At 71.4% G+C, this 25,842-nt stretch carries 27 protein-coding genes, 1 tRNA gene and 2 pseudogenes; 20 read left to right on the top strand and 10 right to left on the bottom strand.

Annotated features, from left to right (window positions below):
- Positions 1–24: 24 nt before the first annotated feature.
- Entirely contained in the window at positions 25–717 is a 693-nt protein-coding gene (locus O7609_RS07130; RefSeq protein WP_269743259.1) for an RDD family protein, read from the top strand.
- Between the two features lie 71 nt (positions 718–788).
- Here the strand turns inward: O7609_RS07130 and O7609_RS07125 are convergent, their stop codons facing one another.
- The gene (locus O7609_RS07125; protein ID WP_269734085.1) at positions 789–1,064 is read right to left on the bottom strand and encodes a hypothetical protein; all 276 of its coding nucleotides are present in this window, start codon (positions 1,062–1,064) and stop codon (positions 789–791) included.
- Between the two features lie 420 nt (positions 1,065–1,484).
- Here O7609_RS07125 and O7609_RS07120 point away from each other — a divergent pair, with 420 nt between their 5' ends.
- Together O7609_RS07120 and O7609_RS07115 are read left to right on the top strand one after the other, a co-directional pair.
- Positions 1,485–3,773 carry an immune inhibitor A domain-containing protein gene (locus O7609_RS07120; protein WP_269734084.1) on the top strand — a complete coding sequence of 763 codons (2,289 nt, stop codon included), beginning with the start codon at positions 1,485–1,487 and terminating at the stop codon, positions 3,771–3,773.
- A 142-nt stretch (positions 3,774–3,915) separates the two neighbouring features.
- Complete coding sequence (locus O7609_RS07115) at positions 3,916–4,260, top strand: hypothetical protein (protein ID WP_269734083.1); 345 nt, start codon at positions 3,916–3,918, stop codon at positions 4,258–4,260.
- 90 nt (positions 4,261–4,350) lie between these two features.
- On the opposite strand, the gene O7609_RS07110 is transcribed toward O7609_RS07115, so the two are convergent.
- The 3 genes from O7609_RS07110 to O7609_RS07100 form a co-directional block, all read right to left on the bottom strand.
- Complete coding sequence (locus O7609_RS07110; RefSeq protein WP_269734082.1) at positions 4,351–4,938, bottom strand: isochorismatase family protein; 588 nt, start codon at positions 4,936–4,938, stop codon at positions 4,351–4,353.
- 153 nt (positions 4,939–5,091) lie between these two features.
- Positions 5,092–5,739 carry a helix-turn-helix transcriptional regulator gene (locus O7609_RS07105; protein WP_269743258.1) on the bottom strand — a complete coding sequence of 216 codons (648 nt, stop codon included), beginning with the start codon at positions 5,737–5,739 and terminating at the stop codon, positions 5,092–5,094.
- Between the two features lie 32 nt (positions 5,740–5,771).
- Positions 5,772–6,497, bottom strand: a complete 726-nt coding sequence (locus O7609_RS07100; RefSeq protein WP_269734080.1) for a response regulator transcription factor — start codon at positions 6,495–6,497, stop codon at positions 5,772–5,774.
- Positions 6,498–6,978: 481 nt separating this feature from the next.
- On the opposite strand from O7609_RS07100, the gene O7609_RS07095 reads away from it, so the two are divergent.
- Together O7609_RS07095 and O7609_RS07090 are read left to right on the top strand one after the other, a co-directional pair.
- The gene (locus O7609_RS07095; protein ID WP_269743257.1) at positions 6,979–7,773 is read left to right on the top strand and encodes a helix-turn-helix transcriptional regulator; all 795 of its coding nucleotides are present in this window, start codon (positions 6,979–6,981) and stop codon (positions 7,771–7,773) included.
- 260 nt (positions 7,774–8,033) lie between these two features.
- Positions 8,034–8,657, top strand: a pseudogene (locus tag O7609_RS07090) (MMPL family transporter); the annotation flags it as partial.
- 132 nt (positions 8,658–8,789) lie between these two features.
- On the opposite strand, the gene O7609_RS07085 reads toward O7609_RS07090, so the two are convergent.
- Positions 8,790–10,136, bottom strand: coding sequence for a nicotinate phosphoribosyltransferase (locus O7609_RS07085; protein WP_269743256.1), 1,347 nt, complete (start codon positions 10,134–10,136; stop codon positions 8,790–8,792).
- A 128-nt stretch (positions 10,137–10,264) separates the two neighbouring features.
- Here O7609_RS07085 and clpS point away from each other — a divergent pair, with 128 nt between their 5' ends.
- The 8 genes and pseudogenes from clpS (at position 10,265) to O7609_RS07050 (ending at position 16,429) form a co-directional block, all read left to right on the top strand.
- The gene (gene clpS / locus O7609_RS07080) at positions 10,265–10,573 is read left to right on the top strand and encodes an ATP-dependent Clp protease adapter ClpS (protein WP_219091702.1); all 309 of its coding nucleotides are present in this window, start codon (positions 10,265–10,267) and stop codon (positions 10,571–10,573) included.
- Positions 10,573–11,166, top strand: coding sequence for a DUF2017 domain-containing protein (locus tag O7609_RS07075; RefSeq protein WP_269734077.1), 594 nt, complete (start codon positions 10,573–10,575; stop codon positions 11,164–11,166). Before clpS ends, O7609_RS07075 begins: the two co-directional genes overlap by 1 nt.
- A gap of 405 nt (positions 11,167–11,571) precedes the next feature.
- Positions 11,572–13,155, top strand: a complete 1,584-nt coding sequence (locus tag O7609_RS07070) for an alanine/glycine:cation symporter family protein (protein ID WP_269743255.1) — start codon at positions 11,572–11,574, stop codon at positions 13,153–13,155.
- Between the two features lie 338 nt (positions 13,156–13,493).
- Positions 13,494–13,919, top strand: a pseudogene (locus O7609_RS07065) (Mov34/MPN/PAD-1 family protein); the annotation flags it as partial.
- A 134-nt stretch (positions 13,920–14,053) separates the two neighbouring features.
- Positions 14,054–14,149 (top strand): putative leader peptide, encoded by a 96-nt coding sequence (locus O7609_RS24590; protein WP_332328049.1) that lies wholly within the window; start codon positions 14,054–14,056, stop codon positions 14,147–14,149.
- Between the two features lie 86 nt (positions 14,150–14,235).
- A complete protein-coding gene (locus tag O7609_RS07060) occupies positions 14,236–14,514 on the top strand; it encodes a MoaD/ThiS family protein (protein WP_219091699.1) in 279 nt (92 codons plus the stop codon).
- Positions 14,514–15,464: a PLP-dependent cysteine synthase family protein gene (locus O7609_RS07055; RefSeq protein WP_269734075.1), complete on the top strand. Its 951-nt coding sequence runs from the start codon at positions 14,514–14,516 to the stop codon at positions 15,462–15,464. Before O7609_RS07060 ends, O7609_RS07055 begins: the two co-directional genes overlap by 1 nt.
- A gap of 209 nt (positions 15,465–15,673) precedes the next feature.
- On the top strand, positions 15,674–16,429 hold the full coding sequence (locus O7609_RS07050; RefSeq protein WP_269734074.1) for an MBL fold metallo-hydrolase: 756 nt from the start codon (positions 15,674–15,676) through the stop codon (positions 16,427–16,429).
- A 30-nt stretch (positions 16,430–16,459) separates the two neighbouring features.
- Here O7609_RS07050 and O7609_RS07045 read toward each other — a convergent pair whose 3' ends face one another.
- A complete protein-coding gene (locus tag O7609_RS07045) occupies positions 16,460–17,704 on the bottom strand; it encodes a PTS transporter subunit EIIC (protein WP_269743254.1) in 1,245 nt (414 codons plus the stop codon).
- Positions 17,705–17,906: 202 nt separating this feature from the next.
- Between O7609_RS07045 and O7609_RS07040 the strand changes: the two genes are divergently transcribed.
- The 4 genes from O7609_RS07040 (at position 17,907) to rdgB (ending at position 20,067) form a co-directional block, all read left to right on the top strand.
- On the top strand, positions 17,907–18,140 hold the full coding sequence (locus O7609_RS07040; protein ID WP_269734072.1) for a PTS glucose/sucrose transporter subunit IIB: 234 nt from the start codon (positions 17,907–17,909) through the stop codon (positions 18,138–18,140).
- Between the two features lie 71 nt (positions 18,141–18,211).
- Positions 18,212–18,940, top strand: coding sequence for a ribonuclease PH (gene rph / locus O7609_RS07035; protein ID WP_269734071.1), 729 nt, complete (start codon positions 18,212–18,214; stop codon positions 18,938–18,940).
- A 121-nt stretch (positions 18,941–19,061) separates the two neighbouring features.
- Complete coding sequence (locus O7609_RS07030; protein WP_269734070.1) at positions 19,062–19,436, top strand: hypothetical protein; 375 nt, start codon at positions 19,062–19,064, stop codon at positions 19,434–19,436.
- 7 nt (positions 19,437–19,443) lie between these two features.
- A complete protein-coding gene (rdgB, locus tag O7609_RS07025) occupies positions 19,444–20,067 on the top strand; it encodes an RdgB/HAM1 family non-canonical purine NTP pyrophosphatase (RefSeq protein WP_269734069.1) in 624 nt (207 codons plus the stop codon).
- A gap of 50 nt (positions 20,068–20,117) precedes the next feature.
- Here the strand turns inward: rdgB and O7609_RS07020 are convergent.
- From O7609_RS07020 to bcp, 3 genes are all read right to left on the bottom strand, one after another.
- A tRNA-Leu gene (locus O7609_RS07020) sits at positions 20,118–20,199 on the bottom strand.
- Complete coding sequence (locus O7609_RS07015) at positions 20,165–21,346, bottom strand: HNH endonuclease (protein ID WP_269743253.1); 1,182 nt, start codon at positions 21,344–21,346, stop codon at positions 20,165–20,167. Before O7609_RS07015 ends, O7609_RS07020 begins: the two co-directional genes overlap by 35 nt.
- Positions 21,347–21,452: 106 nt before the next feature.
- A complete protein-coding gene (gene bcp, locus O7609_RS07010) occupies positions 21,453–21,929 on the bottom strand; it encodes a thioredoxin-dependent thiol peroxidase (RefSeq protein ID WP_269734067.1) in 477 nt (158 codons plus the stop codon).
- Between the two features lie 136 nt (positions 21,930–22,065).
- Between bcp and O7609_RS07005 the strand changes: the two genes are divergently transcribed.
- The 3 genes from O7609_RS07005 (at position 22,066) to O7609_RS06995 (ending at position 23,223) form a co-directional block, all read left to right on the top strand.
- Positions 22,066–22,383 carry a DUF3618 domain-containing protein gene (locus tag O7609_RS07005; RefSeq protein WP_269734066.1) on the top strand — a complete coding sequence of 106 codons (318 nt, stop codon included), beginning with the start codon at positions 22,066–22,068 and terminating at the stop codon, positions 22,381–22,383.
- A 75-nt stretch (positions 22,384–22,458) separates the two neighbouring features.
- A complete protein-coding gene (locus O7609_RS07000) occupies positions 22,459–22,761 on the top strand; it encodes a GroES family chaperonin (protein ID WP_219091724.1) in 303 nt (100 codons plus the stop codon).
- Positions 22,762–22,902: 141 nt separating this feature from the next.
- A complete protein-coding gene (locus O7609_RS06995; RefSeq protein ID WP_219091687.1) occupies positions 22,903–23,223 on the top strand; it encodes a DMT family transporter in 321 nt (106 codons plus the stop codon).
- On the opposite strand, the gene O7609_RS06990 is transcribed toward O7609_RS06995, so the two are convergent.
- Complete coding sequence (locus O7609_RS06990) at positions 23,201–25,693, bottom strand: transglycosylase domain-containing protein (protein ID WP_269743252.1); 2,493 nt, start codon at positions 25,691–25,693, stop codon at positions 23,201–23,203. The genes O7609_RS06995 and O7609_RS06990 overlap by 23 nt on opposite strands.
- Positions 25,694–25,842: the final 149 nt, after the last annotated feature.

The raw sequence follows: 25,842 nt of genomic DNA, 5'->3' as shown, positions 1-25,842 counted from the left end.
GCGGCCCGCGATGCACTCGTGGCCATGAGCACCGACGAGCCGCGCCCCGGTGGGGAGCCGCCGGAAGAGGACCCGTTCCGCAAGCCGCCGCAGGCCCCGCCGCCCCCGGAGCCGGGCGGGCCGTCCGGCGGGGGGCCCTACGGGGGCGGTGCGTCGGGCGGGGAACCGTACGGGGGCGGTGCGTCCGGCGAGGGGCCGTACGGCGGCGGGCCCTACGGGCCGGGGCCGCCGGGGCCGTACCCCTACGGCCAGCCGGGGCCGCCGACCGGGATGCCGCCGCTGGCCTCCCGGGGCAAGCGGCTTCTCGCGCGCATCATCGACTGGCTGATCGTCGCGATCCCGGTGCTGCTCGTCACCGGGCTGGCCTTCGGCACCTGGACGATGGACGGCGACGGCGGCGCGTACGACGGCGGGAGCTTCGCACAGACCGTCATCTACGTTCTCGTCTACTTCCTCTACGAGGGCGCGATGCTGACGACCCGGGGGCAGACGCTCGGCAAGATGGCCATGAGCATCCGCGTGGGCATGCTCGCGGACGGCGCGGTGCCCGCCGGGAACCCCGGCTGGCTCCGGGCGGCGGTGTACGCGCTGCCCACGGTCGTGCCCTGCCTCGGCTTCGTCTTCTGGCTCGTCAACGTCCTGTGGTGCACCTGGGACGAGCCCTATCACCAGTGCCTCCACGACAAGGCGGCGAAGACCGTCGTCGTGCAGACCTGACGCCCTGTCCGGCGTCATGTCGACATAGCGCCTTCACGGCACATCGTCACGTCAACACGGGCCGGGGGCGGTCAGCGGCGCAGGGAGGGCTGCGGCAGACGCTGTTCGGTGTGTGAACGGCCCACCGCCGCGGGGGTGGTGGAGGGGTGCGGGCCCGCGGCGTCGGCGGTGGCCCGCTGCCGGGCGGGGGCGGTGAGGGCGACGAGCAGCCCGAGCACGAGGGAACCGCTCGCGATGAGCACGGCCCCCGTGCCGGACTCCGTCCGGGTCAGGAGGAGGAGAACGACCGCTGAGAGCACGACAGTCGCGGAACCGTAGGCGATCTGGGCGGGGTTCGGGCGCGGCATGGCGGAATCCGTCCTTGGGGGTGTCGGCCGTCGTCGGTCTGGTCATCGGCGGCCGTCGAGCGACTCTACGATGCGAGATGCCCGCCCCGGACGCTGGGTAAGCATGACCTAACCCACGGCGCCGGTGCACGGGGGGCGCACGGAGTCGTGTCGTCACCACGACGTCGCCCGCGAGGCCCCCGCCCTCGCCGACGACGACCAGAAAGCGTCACCCGGCGGTCAGTTTGCGTCAAGGCGTAGATCAGGAACGCAACCTACCGGCTTGACGTGTCTAAAACAAGATCTGTCTTTTCTTGTTTCACTCCTGTCCAATGCCTCCCGTCAAGTCTCGTACTTGCAGGGGAGGACATCACACCCGTGATCAGAACAAATCGATCCATAAGATCGAAGACAGCGGCGCTGGCAACCGCCGTCGCCGCGATGAGCGCGGCAGTCGTCATGCTGCCCTCGACCGGGGCGCAGGCTCAGGAGCCGGCGAACGAGCCGACGCATCCGCAGTCGGCGAAGGCGGCCCACGTCGACCACGACCTCGAGGGCCCGCTCACGCAGCAGCAGAGGGGCCAGAAGCTGGCCGCCCTCGAGGCGCTGGCCAAGGGCCAGAAGCCGGAGGAGCGCAACGGCTCCAAGGTCATGAAGCTCGGCAAGAACAAGTTCGTCGAGATGGAGCAGGTGAAGACCGACAAGATCTTCACCATCCTGCTCGAGTTCGGCGACCAGGTCGACCCGGAGTACGGCGGCAACCCCGGTCCGCTGCACAACCAGATCGCCGAGCCCGACCGCGACGAGGACAACACCACCCTCTGGCAGGAGGACTTCAACCGCGAGCATTTCACCGACATCTACTTCGGTGACGGCCGCGGCAGCGTGAAGTCCTACTTCGAGGCGCAGTCCTCGGGCCGGTACAGCGTCGACGGCTACGTCACCGACTGGGTCAAGGTCGACAACAACGAGGCCCGTTACGGCAACAACAAGTGCGGCCAGTCCACCTGTGCCACGGTGTGGGACGCGGTCCGCGACGGTGCCAACGCCTGGGTCGAGCAGCAGAAGGCCGCGGGCAAGAGCACCGAGGACATCAAGGCGCAGCTCGCCGAGTTCGACGTCTGGGACCGCTACGACCACGACGGCGACGGCGACTTCAACGAGCCGGACGGCTACCTGGACCACTTCCAGTTCGTCCACGCCGGTGAGGACGAGTCCGCCGGCGGCGGCGCGCAGGGCGAGAACGCCATCTGGGCCCACCGCTGGTACGCCTACGGCACCGACTACGGCAGCACCGGCCCGGACAACAACAAGGCCGGCGGCACCGAGATCGGCGACACCGGCGTGTGGATCGGTGACTACACCGTCCAGCCGGAGAACGGCGGCCTGGGTGTCTTCACCCACGAGTACGCCCACGACCTCGGTCTCCCGGACCTCTACGACACCTCCGGCACCGGCGAGTCCGCCGTCGGCTACTGGTCGCTGATGTCCTCGGGTTCCTGGCTGGGCAAGGGCGAGGACGCCATCGGTGACTGGGCCGGCGAGATGACGGCCTGGGACAAGCTGCAGCTCGGCTGGCTCGACTACGACACGGCCAAGGCCGCGACGACGTCGTTCCACAAGCTCGCGCCGCAGTCCGACGAGCCCGGCCAGAAGCGCAAGGGCAAGCAGGGCGTCGTCGTCGAGCTGCCCGAGAAGGAGGTCACCACCACCGTCGTCAAGCCGGCCGCCGGTGCGATGCAGTGGTGGAGCGGGAGCGGTGACGACCTCACCAACTCGCTGACCCGTTCGGTGGACCTGACCGGCAAGACCTCCGCCACCCTGGACCTCAAGGGCTGGTGGGAGATCGAGGCCGGTTACGACTACCTCTACACGCAGGTCTCCACCGACGGTGGCGCGACCTGGACCGCGCTGGACGGCACCAAGAACGGTGAGCCGATCGGCCGCGACGGCAGCGACACCCCGGCGCTGGACGGCGAGTCCGGCGGCTGGGCCGACCTGTCCTACTCGCTGGACGCCTACGCCGGCCAGCAGGTGGACCTGCGGTTCTTCTACCGCACCGACGGTGGCGTGGCCGAGATGGGCTTCGCGGCCGACGAGGTCACCATCACCGCCGATGGCGCGACCCTCTTCCAGGACGGTGCCGAGGACGGCGACGCGGGCTGGACCGCGGACGGCTACACCCGCATCGGCGAGTCGTTCACCAAGTCCTACCCGCAGTTCTACATCGTCGAGAACCGCCAGTACACGGGCTACGACAAGACGCTGGAGACCGGTCCGTACAACTTCGGTTTCCCGGACCGCCCGAACTGGGTCGAGCACTTCAGCAACGAGCGCGGCATGCTGGTCTGGCTGTGGGACACCTCGCAGCTCGACAACAACGTCGGTGTCCACCCCGGTGAGGGCCTGGTCCTCCCCGTCGACGCCCACGCCGGTGTGGAGACGTGGTCGGACGGTACGGCCATGCGCAACCGCATCCAGGGCTACGACTCGACGTTCAGCTGGTTCCCGACGCACGGCATGACCCTGCACAAGGGTGGCGAGCCGGCGAAGATCAGCGCCAAGATGCCCAACCCGGTGTTCGACGACCGGAACGGCACCTACTGGTCCGCGGAGAACCCCACCCACAGCGTGAAGGTGCCCGACACCAACACGCGCATCACCATCCTGGACCAGCCGTGGCACGGTCGGCACATGCAGATCATGGTCGGCCCCTCCCAGTGGTGGTGAACCTCACCTGACGTCACCGTTCCTCACGGATCGGAATGACCGCAGGTCATGAAGCGATCGGCCGTCGCCCCCTAGCGGGCGGCGGCCGTTCGCGCTTCAATGCGTGGTGACCGCTGGACACCACCAAACGGGGGAGTTGATCATGACAGGAGGCGGATACGCGCGTCAGCCGGACGGCAGCGTCGTCGTGGCGCTGAGTCTGCCGGAGTCGGCCGGGGCCCGGTCCCGTCGCATCCGGGTGCTGGTCAGGGCCTCGAACCGGGCCCGTGCGCTGACCCGGCTGCGGAACCTCGGCCTGCGCGCCGTGTATCTGCGCGGCAACGCGCAGCCACCGACGCCGGACGAGGTCACCGCTGTGCTGCACCACCCCGACGGGCTGGTGTGGCGGGAGGAGCCCGCGCCCTGCACGGCGGCGGCCTTCTGGCAGCCCGCACGCGCCCTGCTGCGGCCGCAGACCGCGCTGGACGGCGCGGTGGCGGGCGGCTGACGTCGCGGGCCGTGTGCGAGGCCCGGAACCCGGAGCCGGGGTCCGGGCCCGTGTGGGCGGGGCCCGGAGCCGGGGGCCGTCCGCGGCGGCTCAGGCCGCCGCGGGCTTGCCGCTCAGGGCGACGCCCACGCTCCGCAGCTCCTCCATCGCCTTCTCGGCGGTCTCGGCGGAGACGGCCGCGGTGAGGTCGAGCAGCACCCGGGTGCGCAGGCCCTCGCGGGCCGCGTCGAGTGCCGTCGCCCTGACGCAGTGGTCCGTCGCGATGCCCACGACGTCCACCTCGCTCACGGCCCGCTCGCGCAGCCACCGCGCCAGCAGGACGCCGTGCTCGTCCGCGCCCTCGAAGCCGCTGTAGGCCGCCGTGTAGGCGCCCTTGCTGAAGACGGCGTCGACGGCGCCGGAGGCGATCACCGGGGCGAAGCTGGGGTGGAAGCCCACGCCCTCCGTCCCGGCGACGCAGTGCGCGGGCCAGGAGCGCTGGAGGTCGGGCCGGGCGGAGAAGTGCTCGCCCGGGTCGATGTGGTGGTCCCGGGTGGCCACGACGTGGCGGTATCCGGCCGCCGCGTCGCCCACCAGCTCGGTGATCGCGGCGGCGACGGCGGCACCGCCGGACACCGCGAGGCTGCCACCTTCGCAGAAGTCGTTCTGCACGTCGACGACGATCAGTGCGCGGTGCATGATGGGGACCCTTCGATGGTGGTGGCGTACCGATCCGGCCCCGAGGGCCGGGTCCTTCCTCTTCGAGCCTAGGGCCGCCCCGCCCGGAGCGGGAGAGGCGGCACGGCCGTCCGGTTCCGCTCCCCGACAACCGCCGGCGAGCGGAGCGTCGGGCTAGATCCAGCCGCGTTCGGCGGCGCGGGCGCCCGCCTCGAAACGGCTCCGTGCCCGCAGCCGGTCCATGAGCTGGGCCACGACCCGGCGCACCGTCCGGTCGGAGAGGCCGAGCTGCCGGGCGATGGCGTGGTCCGTCAGCCCCCGGACGAGCATGCCGAGCAGCTGGCGCTCGGACTCGGTGGGCGGTTCCTCCCGCTCCTCGTGATAGCGGTCCGCCCGCTCCCACAGCAGGTCGGATAGGCCGCTGAGGGCGCGCAGCGCCGCGGAGTCCCGGGTCAGGACGTACTGCGTGCCGGCCCCGAGGCCCGTGGTGAGGACGGCGCCCCCGGCGGTGAGGACGAGGGCGCCGGGGGGCAGCCGGGGGCTGTGGCGTACCCCGACGCCGTCCTGGACGTGCCGGGCCATGGACTCGGCGATGTCGGGCAGCCGGAGGCCGGCGTGGGGGAGCACGACGCGGGTCCTCCCGGCCGCGCGGCGGAGCCGGAGGCCGGGCTCGCGGAGGACGTCGAGGACGGGGTCGTCGAGGGCTCCGCCGTTCCAGTAGCAGAAGACGTCGCCCTCCTCGTCCCCGAGGAGGCGGCGGGCGGTCTCGGTCACCTCGGCGGCGTCGCGCAGGGGCTGGGTGCTGACGGTGTGGGGGATCATGCCGGGCCTCTCGGACGGAAGAGAGCGGACGGTCACCGGTGCGGGCGGTTCGGCCCCGGGATCGGTGGTTCGAAGCTGAAGCCGACACCCCGGGAGGTTCTGATCCACTCGCGGCTGCCGAGCTTGCGCCGGATGGCGGCGACGTGCGCGTCCAGCGAGCGGGAGTTGCCGGGCCACTGCTGATCCCACACGGCGTCGAGTAACCGCTCCCGGGGGAAGACCCGGGTGGGCGAGGCGGCGAGCAGGGCGAGCAGGTCGAACTCCTTGCGGGTGAGCTCGACGACGTCGCCGTCGAGGGTCACGATCCGCCGCGCGCGGTCGATGGTGAGGGCGCCCTCGGTGATGACGGGCTCGGACGGGGTGGTGTGCTGCGTCCCGGTGCGGCGCAGGACGGCGGTCATGCGGGCGAGCAGCTCCTGCATGCGGTAGGGCTTGACGACGTAGTCGTCGGCGCCGACGCGCAGGCACAGGACCTTGTCCAGCTCGCCGGAGCGGGCGGTCACCGCGATGATCGGCACCCGGGACGACGAGCGGAGGCTGCGGCAGACCTCGATGCCGTCCATGTCGGGCAGGTTGAGGTCCAGCAGGACGATGTCGGGTCCGGTGCCGTCACCGGCGGCCCGGATGTTCCCGGGCCCGGTCCCGGCGAGGGCCTCGCGGCCCGTGGCGACGTGGTGCACGTCCCAGCCGTACCGGCCCAGCGCTTCGGTCAGTGCCTCGGCGACGCTGCTGTCGTCCTCGACGAGCAGGGCCTTCATGGAGTCCTCCGACGGTCATCGGGAATGACGCAGCGGAGGGTTGACGGTCCTTCGCCCCCGCGCAAAGAACATCAGTTCAACGTAACAACGAAGATCTTACATACGTCTCACACGCCTATGGGGGTTCTGCTGCGCAGATCTCGCAGTTGCTCCCTAGCATGGGGAACACCGGGGGGTTACTGCACAGTTGGTCAACGGGACTCCCCGGGACGGCACTTAACGGGGAGGCTTTTCAGGCGTGGAAAGTGACGGTGTGCCAACAGCCGGCCGCAGAGTCCTCCGCGACGGAGTGGACCGGCCCGACTGACGCGGTGGGAACGTGCCCGCCTCTGTGAACGACGAACGCCCCCACGTACCGCAGACGCCGGGGCGGCCGCGCGCTGCGCCGGCCGCTCGCGGCCGTCGTGGTCCGCCGTCGTGCCCGTCCGCGCCCTCCCCGCCCCTGTGCGTCCACGAGAACAGCGAGAAAAGGCACACGGTGATGACTGCCATTGACTTCGCCCAGTACCCCACTTCCCGCACCGGCCACCGACCCTCCCGCTCTCCCACGGCCTGCACCGTGGTCGCGGCCGCCGGGCCGCGCCCCGCGTCCCCCAGGACACCGCCCACCGCGCAGGCGGCGTCCGTTCCCGCCGCCACCGTCTCCGCCCACCCGTCGGCCGGCTTCTCCACCATCCAGGCCGTGCTGTCCGCCGCGCGCCGGGACGTGGTGATGATCCGCTCCGAACGGGCCCCGCTGCCCGGCGAGATCCGGCAGGAGGCGGCGGCGCTGCTCACCCTCGTCCGGCGCTGGGTGCGGGTCAGCGTCGTCTGGGACGAGGAACTGCTCGCCCAGCCGCGCATCGCCGCGTACGCGCTGTGGCAGGACCGTTCGGGCGTCGAGGTCCGCACGGCCGCCGGGGTGCCCGTCGAGGTGACGCTCGGCGACAGCCGTACCGCGGTGGTCGGCGGGGTGCGGGGCGGTGACCTCAGCGTGTGCCACTGCCCGGAGATCGGCAGTATGCTGCACTTCTTCTTCCTCGGCACCTGGGAAAACGCCGCACCGTTGGCCGCGGACCACTGGGTGCCGGCCGGCGAGCACGCGCAGGACGTGCTGCGCCTGCTCGCCGAGGGGCACACCGACGAGAGCATCGCCCAGTTGCTGAACGTCTCCCAGCGCACCGTCAGCCGGACCGTGGCCAAGATCATGCACGAGCTGGGCGCCCGGAGCCGGTTCGAGGCCGGAGCGCTGGCCACGCGCCTGGGCTGGCTCTGCCGCCAGGACCTGCGCGCCTGAGGGGTCCCCGACCCCGTGCGGCGAAGGACCGGGCGCCGGGTCGACTCTGGCGGCGCGTCCGGGGCGACCGGGGCGCCCGCGAGGCGGCGGCCGAGCGGCGCTGGCGCGCGCTCGCGGGCGGCGCGATGCGCCGGGGCCCATGGTGACCGTCGGCATCACCGCCCTCCTCGTCCTGCTCGGACTCCCCTTCCTCGGGGCGGAGTTCGGCACAGTCGACGTGGCCGCGTTCGCGACCGAGCTGTCCACGCTGGACCACGCTGCTCCCGTGGGCACTGCTGTTCATCCTCGTGGTGACCCTGTTCATGGTCTACGTGATGACCGGCTCGTTCGTCCTGCCCCTCCAGGCCGTCGTGCTCAACGCGCTCAGCCTGACGGCCATGTTCGGCGCCTCGGTGTGGGTCCTCCAGGACGGCAACCTCAGCGGCGTCCTCGGCTTCACGGCCACCGGGTTCATCGAGACCTCGCTGCCGGTGCTCATGTTCTGCATGACCTTCGGCCTCTCGATGCACTACAGCGCCTTCGTGCTGTCGCGGATCAAGGAGAACCACGACCGCACCGGGGACCATCGCGCGGCCGTGGCCGCCGGCATCGCCCAGACCGGCGGCGTCATCACCGCGGCGGCGGTCATCCTCGCCATCGTGTTGGTGGTCATCGGCACCTCCGAGATCACCATCACGAAGATGCTGGACCTCGGGGTGGCCCTGGCCGTGCTCGTCGACGCGACGCTCGTGCGCTGCCTGCTCGTCCCGGCGCTGATGTCCGTCTTCGGCAAGGCCACCTGGTGGGCCCCGGCCCCGCTGCGCGGCTTCCGCGGGATCAGCGGGGAGGGCGGCCCGCCCGGGCCCGAGGCCGAGCCGGAGCCCAAGGTTCTGGTGCGCGAGTAGGCCCGCCCCGCGCTGGCGAGGTCTGCGCGAAGGCGCAGGGCCGGCTAGTGCAGCACCCGGCCCCGGCAGGGGGCTTGCCTGAGGCCCCGGCCGCCACGTCCCCGCGCCCCTCTCCGGGCGCGGGGACACGCGTCAGGAAGCCGGGGGCAGCACGTACTCGGTGGGCAGCACCGGGTCGCCCGGCGAGAGCTGCGTCGCCGACAGCGGCAGCCCGGCCCGGGCCCGCCGGTGCCGCTCCCGCGGGACGTCCAGCGGCTCCCGGGCGAGAACCTTCCCGCCGCGCACCAGCTCGACGCGCAGCTCGTGCCCGGCCAGCTCCGGTGGCACCGGCCCGGTGCCGAGCACCTCGGCCTCGGCGACCCCCTCGGCGTCCGGCCGGCGCGCCGCCCACTTGGCACCGGCGACCGACAGCTTGCCGCCCAGAGACCTCTTGGCCACGGGACGCAGCGGGGCGTCCGGCCCGTCGCCGTCGGCCCGGGCGACCAGTTTGTAGACCATCGAGCTCGTCGGATGGCCGCTCCCGGTCACCAGGCGGGTGCCCACGCCGTAGGCGTCCACCGGCGCCGCGGCGAGCGAGGCGATGGCGTACTCGTCGAGGTCGGAGGTGACGATGATCCGGGTGTCCCGGGCGCCCAGCTCGTCGAGCTGGCGGCGCACCCGGTGCCCGAGCATCAGCAGGTCGCCCGAGTCGATGCGCACCGCGCCCAGCTCGGGCCCGGCGACGTCCACGGCCGCCCGGACGGCGGCGGCGACGTCGTAGGTGTCCACGAGCAGCGTGGTACCGCGCCCCATGGACGCGATCTGGGCGACGAAGGCGTCCCGCTCGGTGTCGTGGACCAGGGTGAAGGCGTGGGCACTGGTGCCCACGGTGGGAATGCCGTAGCGGAAGCCCGCCGCCAGGTCGGACGTCGAGGAGAACCCGCCGACGTACGCGGCCCGCGCGGCGGCGACGGCCGACAGCTCGTGGGTGCGGCGGGCCCCCATCTCGATCAGCGGCCGGCCGCCGGCCGCGACGGCCATCCGGGAGGCCGCGGCGGCCACGGCCGAGTCGTGGTTGAGGATCGAGAGGATCACCGTCTCCAGCAGCACGCACTCGGCGAAGGTGCCCTCCACCTGGAGTACCGGTGAGCCCGGGAAGTACACCTCGCCCTCCGGATAGCCGCGGATGTCCCCCTGGAAGCGGTAGTCGGCGAGCCAGCGCAGCGTCGGTTCGTCCACCACGCGGCGCTCGCGCAGGAAGTCCAGCACGCCCTCCTCGAAGCGGAAGTTCTCCACGGCGTCCAGGACCCGCCCGGTCCCCGCGACGACGCCGTAGCGGCGGCCCTCCGGGAGCCGGCGGGTGAAGACCTCGAACACGCAGCGGCGGTGCGCCGTGCCGTGGCGCAGCGCCGCCTGCAGCATGGTCAGTTCGTAGTGGTCGGTGAACAGCGCCGTCGAGGGCACGGCGACGGGCAGACCCAGCTCTCCAGCAACGTCCATGACAGCGATGCTACTCCATATCTCGTCAGAGTGACGATATTGGTCGGGCGCGTGTTCGAGACGCTGTGGGCGCCGCGCCGCCCCGATGGCACGGGCCGTTTGCGCACCCACCCGGGGGCGGTGGCAGCATGGAACCCGTGACCGTACCCGTGGAGATCGAACGGACCGAGGCGAGCGAGGCCGCCGAGGCGGTACCGGAGCCCGACGTCCCCTGGGTGACGGTCGTGCACAACGACCCGGTCAACCTCATGAGCTACGTGACCTACGTGTTCCAGGCCTACTTCGGCTATCCCAAGGACAAGGCGCACCGGCTCATGCTCGACGTCCACCACAAGGGCCGCGCGATCGTCTCCAGCGGTACCCGTGAGGAAATGGAGCGCGACGTGCAGGCGATGCACGGCTACGGCCTGTGGGCGACCCTCCAGCAGGAGCGCTGATGGCGGCGCAGTTCGAACCGTCGTCCAGCGTGCCCGGCGGTGCCGCGATCGGCCTGGACGAGCTGGAGATCTCCATCCTGCGCAGTCTCGCCGTCCAGCTGCTGGAGCTCATCGGGCCCGGGGACGAGGCGGAGGCGGGCGACGACCCGCTCGCGGAGCTCTTCGCGGACGGCCCCAGCGAACCGCCCAGCGACCCGGCGCTCGCCCGGCTCTTCCCGGACGCCTACACCGGCCCGGGGGAGCGGCAGGACCGCGCGGCCCGGGAGGCCGGGGCCGAGTTCCGCCGCTTCACCGAGAACGAGCTGCGCGACCGTAAGCGCGCGGACGGCTTGGCCGTCGTCCACACCCTGGACACGCTGCGGCCGGCCGAGGGCTCCGGCGCGGCGGTGCTCACGCTGACCCCGCAGGAGTCGCGTCAGTGGCTGGGCGCGCTCAACGACCTGCGGCTGACGATCGGCACCCGGCTGGAGGTCGAGGACGACGCCGACGACCTCTACCGGCTGTCCGACGACGACCCGCGCAAGCCGCTCGTCATGGCCTATCTCTGGCTGGGCGCCCTGCAGGAGTCCCTGGTCGCCACGCTCATGCCGTGAGCCGGTCCCGCCCCGCCGCCAACTCGATCGCCGCGTGGGCGGGTTGACCGCATCCCGGGCTGTCCGTGCCCCCGCGACCGGCGGAGATCACAAAAAGTAACGATCTTGGGTCGATAATCGGTGTTCCGATCGTCACTCTGTGAATCGGATGACCGAAATCTTTGGATTCATACCGACTGTGACCCGGCCGTTATGTGGTCGTGTGATCCGTGCCACATGACTTCCGTCGCTCTGCGTGGTAGGAACAGCCAATCCGATTTTTGCGCGGGGCTAACGCCTGAGCGAATTTCGGTGGAGACTGCGTGGCGACCCCCTTGCGTGCACGCTGTCTCCCTGGGTCCCCAGCACCGGTAACCCCGCCGGTGACCCCCCACAACCGTCCGCCGCACTAGGCAGAGGTCTTCCATGGCAACCAGCGAAACCACGTGGACCGATTCGGTCGACGAGGCCGTGAACGGCGTCTTCGAACCCGTCGCCGACTTCCTCGGTGAAATCGTCTTCTACACGGTCAACATCTTCGGAGCCGATTTCCCGCTCATCGTCGGCTGGCTCGTCGTCGCCGGTCTCGTGTTCTCCACGTACTTCGGGCTCGCGCAGTTCCGGCACCTGAAGGTCGCCTACCGGCTGGTGCGCGGCAAGTACGACCAGAAGGACGCCCCCGGTGAGGTCAACCACTTCCAGGCGCTGACCTCGGCCGTCTCGGGCACGGTCGGCCTCGGCAACATCGCGGGCGTCGCCATCGCGATCTCCATCGGCGGCCCCGGCGCCACCTTCTGGATGATCCTGTGCGGCCTCCTCGGCATGGCCACCAAGTTCGTCGAGTGCACGCTCGGCGTGAAGTACCGGGAGTTCAACGCGGACGGCACCGTCAACGGCGGTCCCATGCTCTACCTGCGCAAGGGGCTCGCGGAGCTGGGCAAGCCGGTGCTGGGCAAGGTGCTGGCCTTCGGCGCCGCCTTCAGCCTGCTGTTCTTCACCTTCTTCGGCGGCAACCTCTTCCAGATCAACCAGTCGCTGGAGCAGGTCGTCTCCGTCACCGGTGGTGAGGAGGACAGCGTCTTCGCGACCAGCGGCGGCGCCCTCTTCTACGGCGTGGTCATCGCCGGCCTCGTGGCCCTCGTCCTCATCGGCGGCATGCGCAGCATCGGCGCCGTCACCAGCCGCCTGGTGCCCTCCATGGCGATCCTCTACGTGATCGCCTGTCTGCTGGTCATCAGCTTCAACGTCACCGAGGTGCCCAACGCCCTCGGCACCATCGTCACCGAGGCCTTCAACCCCGAGGGTGTCGCCGGTGGTGTGATCGGCGCCCTGATCATCGGCTTCAAGCGGGCCGCCTTCTCCAACGAGGCGGGCATCGGCTCCGCTCCCATCGCCCACTCCGCGGTGAAGACGAAGCGCCCCGCCACCGAGGGTCTCGTCGCCATGCTGGAGCCGTTCATCGACACGGTCGTCATCTGCACCATGACGGCGCTGACGATCATCATCGCGGGTGGCCCGAAGTACCAGGCGACGCGCGACGCGGCCATCGAGGGCCGGGAGTTCGACGACAGCACCGCTGCCGGTATCTCCATCACCTCGGACGCCTTCGACACCGCGCTGCCCTGGTTCCCCTACGTGCTGACCGTGGCCGTGGTCCTCTTCGCCTTCTCCACGGTGATCACCTGGGGCTACTACGGCCTCAAGTGCTGGGGCTACCTCTTCGGCCACAGCAAGACCGGTGACCTCGTCTACAAGGTCCTGTTCTCGATCATCATCGTCTCCGGTGCGCTGCTCGGCCTGGGCACGCTGGTCTCGCTGGCCGACTCCACGCTGTTCATGGCCGCTCTCTTCAACATCCTGGGTCTGTACTTCCTCGGCCCGATCGTGAAGCGGGAGCTGAAGAAGGTCCTCAACTACGTCCGCCGCCGCGACGCGGGCGAGTCGGAGGAGGAGATCGAGGCCGCGGAGCTGGCCGAGGAGGCCGCTTCCGCCTCCGTCCAGAAGGGCTGACGTCCCCGGGCCCCGAGGCCTCCAGGTCGGTGCCTTTCGCCCGACGCGGGCGGGTGCCCCCTGTTTCCGGTGAAATCCGGGCAGGGGGCACCCGCCTTTCTGCGGTCCGGTCCGCTGTTGCCCGGTGATTGCCTGTAGCGACCCTCGATAAGGGCCTGAGGTGGATTGTCGCCGGAGAATCCGGCTTTCCGGGCGATGGTGACCGGAAAACATCCCGCATTCGCCCCGGGGAGGCGGAATGACGTTTTCCGGTGTGCGGTGCCCGCGGAAACGCCCCTTCGTCCCGGGCGTCGAACAGCTCACGGACGGCCCCGGACCGGCTGCGTATCCTCGTCCCCATGCTGACCATCAACCGAACGTTGCACGACCAGATCGTGGCCCACGCCCGGCAGGACCACCCGGACGAGGCGTGCGGCGTCATCGCCGGCCCGGTGGGGCAGGGGCGCCCCGAGCGGTTCATCCCCATGCTCAACGCCGCCCGCTCGCCCACGTTCTACGAGTTCGACTCAACGGACCTGCTGAAGCTCTACCGGGACATGGACGACCGCGACGAAGAGCCCGTGGTCATCTACCACTCCCACACCGCTACCGAGGCCTACCCCTCGCGCACGGACGTCAGCTACGCGAACGAGCCCGGCGCGCACTACGTCCTCGTCTCCACCGCCGAGTGCGGCAACGAGGACGGCCCCTTCTCCTTCCGCTCGTTCCGCATCGTGGACGGCGAGGTGAGCGAGGAGGAGGTCGAGATCGTCGACGCCTACGCCCCCGCCACGGAGACACCGGCCGAGACGTCGGCCCGTGGATCGGCCGCCGCCGAGGCCGAGCGATCTGAGACGCCAACGTCCGCATCATGAAACGCCGGTCCGATCGCGGGTCCGGGAATCGCTACGATGTGCCCATGGTTATCAACGACGTGAACACCAAGGCCCCGGGCTGCCTGCTCGTCGCGCGCCTGCACGTCGACCTGTGCCGCCTCTCCAGCGCCATGTGTTGAGGCCGTCGGCCGCGCCCCGCGCTGCCGACGCGACACCTCCGTACGCCCTCGCGCACCAGCCTTTCCCACCGACCAGGAGCACACCCATGGCCATCGAGGTCCGCATCCCGACCATCCTCCGCACCTACACCGACGGCCAGAAGGCCGTCGAGGGCGCCGGCGCCACGCTCGCCGAGCTCTTCCAGGACCTGGAGACCCGGCACAGCGGCATTCAGGAGCGGCTCGTGGACGGCGGCGAGCTGCGCCGCTTCGTGAACGTCTACCTCAACGACGAGGACGTCCGCTTCCTCGACGGCATCAACACCAAGCTCGGCGACGGGGACAGCGTCACCATCCTCCCCGCCGTCGCCGGAGGCATGCGCTGATGCGCTACGACGCGCCGCTGGCCGCGGTCGGCAACACCCCCCTGGTGCGGCTGCCGCGGCTCTCGCCGTCCGAGGACGTCCGGATCTGGGCCAAGCTGGAGGACCGCAACCCGACCGGCTCGGTCAAGGACCGCCCCGCCCTGCACATGATCGAGCAGGCGGAGAAGGACGGCCGCCTCACCCCCGGCTGCACCATCCTGGAGCCCACCTCGGGCAACACCGGCATCTCGCTGGCCATGGCCGCCAAGCTCAAGGGCTACCGCATCGTGTGCGTCATGCCCGAGAACACCAGCGAGGAGCGCCGCGAGCTGCTCGCCATGTGGGGTGCCGAGATCATCTCCTCGCCGGCCGCCGGCGGCTCCAACACCGCGGTGCGCGTCGCCAAGGAGCTGGCCGCCGAGCACCCCGACTGGGTGATGCTCTACCAGTACGGCAACCCGGACAACGCGGGCGCGCACTACGCCACCACCGGCCCGGAGATCCTCGCGGACCTGCCCTCGATCACGCACTTCGTCGCCGGGCTCGGCACCACCGGCACCCTCATGGGCGCGGGGCGCTACCTGCGGGAGCACAGGCCGGACGTCCAGATCGTCGCCGCAGAGCCGCGCTACGACGACCTGGTCTACGGTCTGCGCAACCTGGACGAGGGCTTCGTGCCCGAGCTGTACGACGCCTCCGTACTCACCTCCCGGTTCTCGGTGGGCTCCGAGGACGCCGTCACCCGCACCCGCGAGCTGCTCGCCGAGGAGGGAATCTTCGCCGGGGTCTCCACGGGGGCGGCGCTGCACGCGGCCATCGGCGTGGGCCGCAAGGCACTGCGGGCCGGGGAGTCCGCGGACATCGTCTTCATCGTGGCCGACGGCGGCTGGAAGTACCTGTCCACCGGCATCTACACCGCCTCCTCCACGGAGGAGGCCGTCGCCCGGCTCCACGGGCAGCTCTGGGCCTGACGGGCAGCCCCCGGGCCCTGCCCGCGCGGTGCCGCGGCCGTCCGGACAGGGCCGCCGGAGCCGTCCGAACCCTGCTCGCACTTCCGGCGGGGGACATCCCTCGCGCTGGTGATTCCGCCCACACCGTGGCGTTCCTGAGGAGCGAGGGCAGCCGGTGCCCCTTACGCTCGGAGACTCCCCTACCGGGCTGCGCGGAGGTTCCCACCCCTATGAAGCTCACCGTCGTCGGCTGCTCGGGTTCGTTCCCGTCCGCGGAGTCGGCCTGTTCGAGCTACCTCGTCGAGGCCGACGGTTACCGACTGCTGCTCGACATGGGCAACGGGGCCCTCGGCGAACTGCAGCGCCACTGCGGGCTCTACGACCTCGACGCGATCGTCCTGAGCCATCTGCACGCCGACCACTGCATCGACATGTGCGCCTACTTCGTCGTCCGCTACTTCCGTTTCGAGGGCGGGCGCTGCGCGGCACTCCCGGTCTACGGCCCGGCCGGCACGGAGGAGCGGCTGACCACCGCCCACGCCGACACCCCGTCCGAGACGGCGATGCGTGAGGTCTTCGACTTCCGGACCCTGACCGACGGCGCCGTCCTCGACCTCGGCCCGTTCCGCGTGCACACCGCCCTGGTGGACCACCCCGTCGAGGCGTACGGGTTCCGCGTCGAGCACGGTGACTCCGTCCTGACGTACTCGGGCGACACCGGGGAGACCCCCGTGCTGGAGGAGCTGGCGCGGGGCGCCGACCTCTTCCTGTGCGAGGCCTCCTTCACCCACGGCAAGGAGGACATCCCCGGGCTGCACCTCAACGGCCGCGAGGCCGGGGAGACGGCCAAGCGCGCCGGGGTCTCCCGGCTCGTCCTGACCCATGTGCCGCCGTGGACGGACGCCCAGGTCAACCTGCGGGATGCTCAGGCCGTCTTCGACGGCCCGGTGGAGCTGGCCCGCCCCGGCGCGGTCTACGCGTTCTGACGCCGCCGCCGGCCCGGTGGGCCCGGCCCCCTACCGCAGGTTCTCCCGTTCCATCGCGGCGATCTCCTCGTCGGACTCCCGGCCCGGGGTCTTGAGGTCGAACCGCAGGATCACCACGCGGAAGAGCACGTAGTAGACCACCGCGAAGCAGAGACCGACGGGGATGATCAGCCAGGGCTTCGTGGCCTCGCCGTAGTTCAGCACGTAGTCGAAGAGCCCGGCGGAGAACGTGAAGCCCTCCCGGATGCCCAGCGCCCACGTCACCGCCATCGAGACGCCCGTCAGCAGGGCGTGGATGCCGTAGAGCGCGGGGGCCAGGTAAACGAAGGAGAACTCGATGGGCTCCGTCACCCCGGTGACGAACGAGGTCAGCGCGAGCGAGAGCATCATGCCGGTGACGGCCTTGCGGCGCTCGGGGCGCGCGCAGTGCGCGATCGCGAGGGCGGCGGCGGGCAGGGCGAACATCATGATCGGGTAGAAGCCCGTCATGAACATCCCCGCGTCCGGGTCGCCGGCCAGGAAGCGGAAGAAGTCGCCGTTGACGGTCTCGCCCTCCTCGTCCGTGTACTCACCGAACTGGTACCAGGCGAACGTGTTGATCAGCATGTGCATCCCGAACGGGATGAGCAGCCGGTTCAGCACGCCGAAGACCCCGGACCCCCACGCCCCGAGGTCCGACAGGCTCTCGGCCGTGCTGTCCAGCGCGTTGCCGACCGGCGCCCAGCAGTACCCGAAGCCCACGGCCAGCACGAGGGCGAGGAGAGACATCACGACGGGGACGAAGCGACGGCCGCTGAAGAAGCCGAGCCAGTCCGGCAGCCGGGTGCGGTGGTAGCGCTCCCACACCTTGGCCGTGACGACGCCGAGCACGACCCCGCCGAGCACCCCCGGGCTGACCGGCTCCCCGGTGACGGGGTCGGTGAAGGCGCTCTCCAGGATGTTGACGAAGACGAGGTAGGCGACGACGGCGGCGAAGGCCGTCGAACCGTCCGCCTTGCGGGCGAACCCGATCGCGACGCCGACGCAGAACAGGATCGCGATGTTGTCGATGACGCCGGCCCCCGCCCCGCTGAACACGGCCGCCAGCCGGTCCCAGCCGAGCCCCTCGTCGCCGAGGACGTCCGGCTGGCCCAGCCGCAGGACGAGCCCGGCGGCGGGCAGGGCCGCCACCGGAAGCTGGAGGCTGCGCCCGAGCTTCTGCAGCGACCGCAGCGTCGCCTGCCGCCAGGTGCGGCGCGGCCTGTCGTCCCGCGCGGTGTCGGCCTCGGAACCCATCGGCGCTCTCCCGGTTCGACCTGCGGGCGATGGGCGCGGCCCCATCGCACTGCCGTGCGGGCGCGGTGCCCGCGCCCACGAAGCCTGCTGAACGCCATCATTCGCGACAAATCGTCCCCATGCGCGCGAGCATGGTCCAACCGTGTGTTAATGTGTCAATCTGACGGCTGGTGACACCCGGTAGAGACTCAGGAGAGAGCCCATGGCCAGCAAGGCTGAGAAGATCGTCGCCGGGCTCGGTGGCATCGAGAACATCGAAGAGGTCGAGGGTTGCATCACCCGCCTGCGCACCGAGGTCCTCGACTCCTCACAGGTGAACGAGACCGCCCTCAAGGCCGCCGGAGCCCACGGCGTCGTCACGATGGGCACCGCCGTCCAGGTCGTCATCGGCACCGACGCCGACCCGATCGCCGCGGAGATCGAGGACATGATGTAGGCGCGCCCCGCCCCCACCGGCCCGTTCCCCCCGTGGAACGGGCCTTCCGCTTTCCCTACTAGGCTCGGGGCATGTCACGCATCGACGGCCGCAGCGCCGAACAGCTCCGCCCCGTCACCATTCAGCGGCACTGGAGCAAGCACGCCGAGGGCTCCGTGCTCATCTCCTTCGGCGACACCAAGGTCTTCTGCACCGCCAGCGTCACCGAGGGTGTCCCGCGCTGGCGCCGGGGCAGCGGCCAGGGCTGGGTCACCGCCGAGTACGCGATGCTCCCGCGCGCCACCAACACCCGCGGCGACCGCGAGGCCGTCCGCGGGAAGATCGGCGGGCGGACCCACGAGATCTCCCGGCTCATCGGCCGCTCACTGCGCTCCGTCGTCGACTTCAAGGCGCTCGGCGAGAACACCGTCGTCCTCGACTGCGACGTCCTCCAGGCCGACGGCGGCACCCGCACCGCCGCCATCACCGGTGCCTACGTCGCCCTCGCCGACGCCGTCTCCTGGTGCCAGGAGCGCAAGCTCATCCGCGCCAAGGCCCAGCCCCTGACCGGCACCGTCGCCGCCATCAGCGTCGGCATCGTCGACGGTGCCCCCCTCGCCGACCTCTGCTACGAGGAGGACGTCCGCGCCGAGACCGACATGAACGTCGTCTGCACCGGCGACGGGCGCTTCGTCGAAGTCCAGGGCACCGCCGAGGGCGAGCCCTTCGCCCGCGACGAGCTCAACGCCCTCCTCGACCTCGCCGTCGCGGGCTGCGCCCAGCTCGACGGCGCTCAGCGGCAGGCCCTCGCCGCCCAGTAACCAGGGCAACCAGCACGCCCCCGGCGGCGTCTCAGCCGGTACCGGACCGTACCCTTTACCGGGGCTTTACCCCGAGCGGTCCGGCCGGACCGGCTTCCCAGCGAGCGAAAGAGGACCCGACGTGCGTCGTACCCTGCTCACCGTCGCCGCAGCCGCACTCGCGGCCACCGCACTCATCGGCTGCAGCGCCGTGGAGAAGGCCATCAGCTGCGCCACCACCGCGGCCGCGATCGCGGAGAGCGTGGGCGACCTCCAGGACGCCGTCTCCAACGCCGGCGAGGACCCGGTCGCCGCCGCCGAGGCCCTCGACCGCATCGACGACGACCTCGACCAGATAGCCGAGAACAGCGGCGACACCGACGTGACCGCCGCCGTCGACGACATGCGCAAGGCCGTCGACAACGCCCGCACCTCCCTCGACAACGGCCAGGTGCCCGACGTCAGCCCCGTCGGCGACGCCGCGAACGAACTGACCTCCGTCTGCACCCCGAACTGAGCCCTCCATGACTGACGCCTCGCCCGCCGCGCCCCGCCTCGTCCTGGCCACCCGCAACGCCCACAAGGTCACCGAGCTCCGCGCCATCCTCGGCGCGGCCGGCCTCAGCGCCGACCTCACCGGCGCCGACGCCTACCCCGACATTCCCGACGTCAGGGAGACCGGCACCACCTTCGCCGAGAACGCCCTGCTCAAGGCGCACACACTCGCCCGGGCCACCGGCCTCCCGGCCGTCGCCGACGACTCCGGGCTGTGCGTCGACGTCCTCGGCGGCGCGCCCGGCATCTTCTCCGCGCGGTGGGCCGGCCGCCACGGCGACGACAAGGCCAACCTCGACCTGCTGCTCGCCCAGCTCGCCGACATCGACCACGCCCACCGCGGTGCCCACTTCGCCTGCGCCGCGGCCCTCGCCCTGCCCGACGGCACCGAACGCGTCGTCGAGGGGCGGCTGCGCGGCACCCTGCGCCACACCCCCGTCGGCGCGGGTGGCTTCGGCTACGACCCGATCCTCCAGCCGGACGGGGAGACGCGCACCTGCGCGGAGCTGACGCCGGAGGAGAAGAACGCCATCAGCCACCGCGGTCGAGCCTTCCGTGCCCTCGCCCCGGCCATCCGCGAACTCCTCGGCTGACGCGGCGCGCGGCCCCTGGTGAACCGATACCGGGGGCCGCGCGAGGAGTGTGCGGCGGAAGGGATTCGAACCCTCAAGCCCTCACGGGCCACAGGACCTAAACCTGCTGCGTCGCCTCTGCGCCACCGCCGCCGGTGGGAGGCATCGTATCGTCTACGGTCTCGTCTCTCTTTGCGGGCTCGGGAGACTCGGGAGAGCGGGTCAGCTGAAGCCGTGCGGTGCGTCGGTTCCTCCCGCAGTACGTGTCCGTGAGGGCATGGCAGTTCGGGCACAGGTACCGCAGGTTCTCCCGGCGGTTGTCGTGCCAGTCACCGTTGACGTGGTCGATGTGCAGGGTGAGCGGTTCGCCCTGCCACGCGCCGCGGTTGCCGCAGCGGCCGCAGGCGTACTTGATACCCACGGCATCGAGTGCCTGCCGCAGGCGGGGACGGCTCGTGCGCGGGCTCCCGGCCGGGGTGACCCGCAGGACGTTCTCGGCTCCCGACCTCGGCCGCACGGGCGGAACGTCCGGGGAGCTGCGGGGCCGACGCCGGAAGTGACCGGTGTCGATTCCTGCGCGGGTGATGGAGCGCCGGACCTTGTGCCAGCTCGCGTTGTTCTCCGGCAGGCCCATGGCGCGGACGACGCCCGCCACGCTGGTGTTCGCCGCCACGGCCTCCCGCAGCCGCGCCTCCGGAAGGGCGATCCGGGCATGACTGAAGTGACTGACGTCCACGCCCGCCTGCTGCAGTGCGCGGCGCAGGCAGGCACGCGTCGCGCCGTCGTCGGCGAGGTCGAGACGGCGAGCGAGGGCTCGTACGCTGGAGCATCGGGCGGCCTCTCGCCGCAGCTCCGCCTCGGAGATCTGCACGTGGAGTTGTGGTCGGCTCAGCCCGGGGAGGTTTCTGACGTCGATCCCCGCAGCGGCGATGCGGCGGCTCAGGTGGGAGAGCGTGCCGCTCGCGGGCCGGGCCCCCAGCCTGCACGCGACTTCCCGCAGGGAACGCGACGTGGCCACGGCGTCGGCGATGGCCGCGTCGGAGTACTTCCGCCAGGGGCTGCGCTGTTTGAAGTGGGCGGTATCGAGGCCGTACTCGAGGACCTTCCGCTGGATAGTGCGCCGCCTGCCACCACTCGGTGTCACGTTCAACGTGCGCATGAGCTCGGCCCAACTCGAGGACCGCGCCACGGCGTCGGCCAGTCTCGCCCGCTCGCCCGGGGGGCGGGGGAGCGCCTCCGTGCATGCCCCGGCCGCCGTCGCGGCGTCTGCGGTGGCCTCGCGTGTGTACGGATACGTCATGATTCCCTCCCTTGGCCGCGGAGGGCATGTCGGCGAACCCTCCCCCCGTTCGACTCAACGAACGCGTGAGCGATCGGTTACGCCGAACGGGGGCGCCGTGTCCGGGTCAGGAGGCGGCGATGCCGAGGTCGCGCATGAGCTTGGCCACGTGCCCGGTCGCCCGCACGTTGTAGAAGGCGTGCTCCACCGCGCCCTTCTCGTCGACGACGATCGTGGAGCGGATCACGCCGGTCACGGTCTTGCCGTACATCTGCTTCTCGCCGAAGGCGCCGTAAGCCCTCAGGGTCTCCTTGGAGGGATCGCCGACGAGCGTGACCTTGAGGTCCTCCTTCTCGCGGAACGCGGCCAGCTTCTCCGGCTTGTCCGGCGAGACGCCGACGACCTCGTACCCGGCGTCGGCCAGGACCTGCAGGTTGTCGGTGAAGTCGCAGGCCTGCTTGGTGCAGCCCGGGGTGAGGGCGGCGGGGTAGAAGTAGACGACGACCTTGCGGCCCGCGAAGTCGGCGAGGGAGATCTCCTTGCCGTCGGCGTCCGGGAGGGCGAAGGCGGGGGCGGTGTCGCCGGGCTGCAGGCGCTCGCTCATGGGTGCTCCTTGTCGTGATGCGTACCGCCGAGGGTAACCGCGCGGGAAACCGGGGTGTGGTGGGGCGCCGGTCCGGGGGAGCTGACAGACTGTCCACTAGCTTGGACCCCTTATGACGGCCGACGGAGGAGTTGCGGTGCCGGACAGGACCCCCGCGCAGATCGAGGCGGACATCGTCCGTCGACGGGAGCAGTTGGCCGCGACGCTGGACGAGCTCGCGGTGCGGGTGCACCCGAAGACGATCGCCGACGACGCGAAGGCGGCCGCGGCCGCCGCCGTGGACCGTACGGCGGGGCGCGCCTATCTGGCCGCGAACCGGGCGGTCGGCGCGGTGCGTGACCAGCTGGTGACGGAGGAGGGCTCGCCGCGGCTGGAGCGGGTGGTGCCGCTGGCGCTGGTGACCGTGGCGGTGGTCGGGCTGTACGTCGGCTCCTCGCGACGTCGGCACCGCTGACCGGGCCCGGGCGGGCCCTGAGATACGGTCGGCCCCGTGAGTTCGCATACGACCGACGACAAGCTGCCCATCCGGATGCTGCACGACCGGGTGCTGGTCCGTACCGACATCCCCGAGGGGGAGCGCCGTTCCTCCGGTGGGATCGTGATTCCGGCGACGGCGGCGGTGGGCCGGCGCCTGGCGTGGGCGGAGGTCGTGGCCGTCGGCCAGAACGTGCGGACGGTCGAGCCCGGTGACCGGGTGCTCTTCGACCCGGAGGAGCGGGCCGAGGTGGAGGTCCGGGGCGTCGCCTACGTACTGATGCGCGAGCGGGACCTGCACGCCGTCGCCGCCGAGCGGCTGGCCGGGTCGGAGGACTCCACGGGGCTCTATCTGTGACCTGACCGTGATGTCGGTTTCGGGGTAGCCTGTCCGGAGCCCGACGAGACGCGCCGTACCGGGCCGTCCCTCCCCGCGGGTGAGGGACGAAGGCAAAGACGACGCACCTGTCAGTGATCACTCACGGAAGGTGTGCACGTCATGGCGTGGGTTCTGTTGGTCGTCGCCGGTCTGCTCGAGGTCGGCTGGGCGGTCGGGCTTCCCTACACCGAGGGCTTCACGCGGCTGTGGCCGAGTGTCCTCACCGTGCTCGGCTTCGCGGCCAGCATGCTGCTGCTCGCCCAGGCGGCGCGGACGCTGCCGATCGGTACGGCCTACGGCGTCTGGGTCGGCATCGGTGCCGCCGGTGCGGCGATCCTGGGCATGGCCGTCCTGCACGAGCCGGTGACGGCCGCCCGGATCTTCTTCATCTCGCTGCTGCTGGTGGCCGTGGTCGGTCTCAAGGCGACGTCCGGCCACTGAGCCGCTCCCCGGCCGCCTTCTCCCCGGCTGCGCCGCCCGTGGCCGTCCCGTCCGGGGCCGGTGCAGGTTCCGGTTCGCTGCGGTCGCGGGCTGCGGGCTCGCGCGGGCCGGTCGGCTTGCCGTCGGCCTCGTCCCCGTCCCCTCCTCCGTGGCCGTTCCCGGTGGCGGGGGCGTCCTCGCGCGCCCCGGTGCCGGAGTCGCCCGCGTCCCCGGTGTCGCCCGAGCCGTCGGAACCGCCCGGGCCGCCCGCCTCGGTGGGGGCGGGGGCCTCGGGCTCCGTGCCGTCTTCGCTGTCCTGGCGGTCTTCCTCGGAGTCCTCGCCGTCGCTGGGGACGGGGGAGGGCTCGGGGACGTCGGGGGAGAGGTCGAAGCCGATGACCGGCTCGCCGGCGAGAGCGGCCCCGGTGTACTGGCCCCAGATCCGGGCCGGGAAGCCGCTGCCGCTGATCTTTGCCAGTCCGGCCGCGCCGTGCAGGGCCTTCTGGGCGCCGGTCTCCGGGTCCTGGCCCATGATCGCGACGACGGTGGCGAGGTTCGGCGTGTAACCGGCGAACCAGGCCGCCCGGTCCTTCTCGGCGGTGCCCGTCTTGCCCGCGGCGGGGCGGCCCGCGCTCTGGGCGGCCGTTCCGGTGCCGCCCTCGACGACGCCCCGGAGCAGCGCGGTGGCGGCGTCGGCGGCGACCCGGGGCATGGCCCGCACGGGCTTGGACTCCGGGACCACGACCTCCTCCTCGCCCCGGGTCACCTCGGCCACGAGCCGGTAGTCGACGCGTTCGCCGTGGTTGGCGAGGGTGGCGTAGGCCTGGGCGAGGTGCAGGGTGCTGGGCGTGGCGGTGCCGAGGGAGATGGACGCTCCGGCGTTGGCGAGGGCCGGGGTGTCCTGCGGGATACCGGCGCCGACGAGGGTCTCGCGGACCTTCTCCGGGCCGACGTCGACGCCCATCTGGGCGAAGACGGCGTTGACGGACTTGTCCATGGCCTCGCTGACGGGGATGTCGCCGTGCGAGTGGTCGCCCTCGTTCTGCGGGTTGTAGCCGATGCGCCGCCCGTCGTCGACGACCTCGCGCTTGCTCGTGCCGTCGTAGACGGTGCTGGGGCCGATCGGGTCGCCGTCCTGCGTCTCGGCGTCCTCCGCGACGGCGGTGGCGTACACGAACGGCTTGAACGTGGAGGCGGCCTGGTAGTCGGTGCGGGTGGCGTTGTTGGTGTACTGCTCGGTGAAGCTCACCCCGCCGTACATGGCGACGACGTCCCCGGTCTGGGGGTCGATGGAGGTGCCGCCCGCCCGCACGTAGCCGTCGACCTCCCGCTCCTCGCTGAGCTGCGGGTAGAGCTGTTCCTCCACGGCCGCGACGAAGGCCTCCTGCTTGTCCCGGTCGAGGGTGGTGGTGATGCGGAAGCCGCCGCCCGCGAGCCGGGACTCACTCACGATGCCCTCCTCGTCCAGGTACGTGCGTACGGCCTCGAGCAGGTAGCCGCGCTGTCCGGACAGCGACATGGGCGGCTCGATCGGCTGCGGCGTGGGGAACTCCAGCTCCCGCCGGTCCGCGGGGGTCAGCCAGCCCTCCTTGACCATGCCGTCGAGCACGTAGTTCCAGCGGGCCACGGCCCGGTCCCTGTTGTCGGGGTTGGCGACGACGTCGTAGCGGCTGGGGGAGTTGACCACGGCGGCGAGGTAGGCGCCCTCCGCTACGGTCAGCTCGCGGGCCGGCTTGTCGTAGTAGGCGCGGGCGGCGGCCTGGAGGCCGTAGGCGTTGCGGCCGAAGTAGCTGGTGTTGAGGTAGCCGGCGAGGATCTCGTTCTTGCCGACCTCCTGGTCCAGCTTCATCGCGATGACGAACTCCTCCAGCTTGCGGGTGATCGTCCGCTCCTGGGAGAGGTAGTAGTTCTTGACGTACTGCTGGGTGATGGTGGAGCCGGACTGCTTGCCCTCGCCGCGCAGCATGTTCCAGCCGGCGCGGATCATGGCCTCGGGGTCGACGCCCGACTCGTTGTAGAAGTCGCGGTCCTCGGCGGCGAGTACGGCGTGCTGCGTGTGCTTCGGGACCTGGGCGAGCGTGATGTTCTCCCGGTCGACGTCCCCGTCCTTGGCGAGGAGCGAGCCGTCCGCGTACAGGTAGACGTTGCTCTGGGCGGTGGCCACCTGGTTGGGCTCCGGGATCGGCACGAGCAGATAGCCGAGGACGAGGGCGCCCGCGAGGAGGACGACGCCGAGCAGGAACGTGCCGACGAGGAGCCGCACGGTCAGGGCGAGTCGCCGCCGGGCACGCCGGGCCCGGCGGCCGGGGCCGCCCGGGGCCGGGGTCCCGGGCTCGTCCGGCTCCCCCGGCCCGCGGCCTCCGCCCGCCCCCGCCGTCTCCCGCCGCGGCCGCCGCTCGCCGGGGCCGCCGATGGGCTCCGGGGGGCGGGAAGGGGGTGGGGTGTCGGGGCCGGGGGGCGCGTCGTCGCCGCGGGTCGGCTCGTCACTCATCTGTCCGCAGACTCCTCGTCCGGCGTCGGGTCACGGGCGGGGCCGCGACGGTGGAGTTTCATCCCCATAACACTCAAACACGGCAAAACACCCAGGGGTCGTCGAACACTCCAGCAACCCGGGGGAACGGGTGCGCCGGACGGGTCATG

It is taken from the genome of Streptomyces sp. WMMC1477 (genome assembly GCF_027460245.1).
GTDB lineage: Bacteria > Actinomycetota > Actinomycetes > Streptomycetales > Streptomycetaceae > Streptomyces.
Note: the sequence above shows the minus strand (reverse complement) of the source record. Positions and strands in the feature narration are given on the sequence as shown.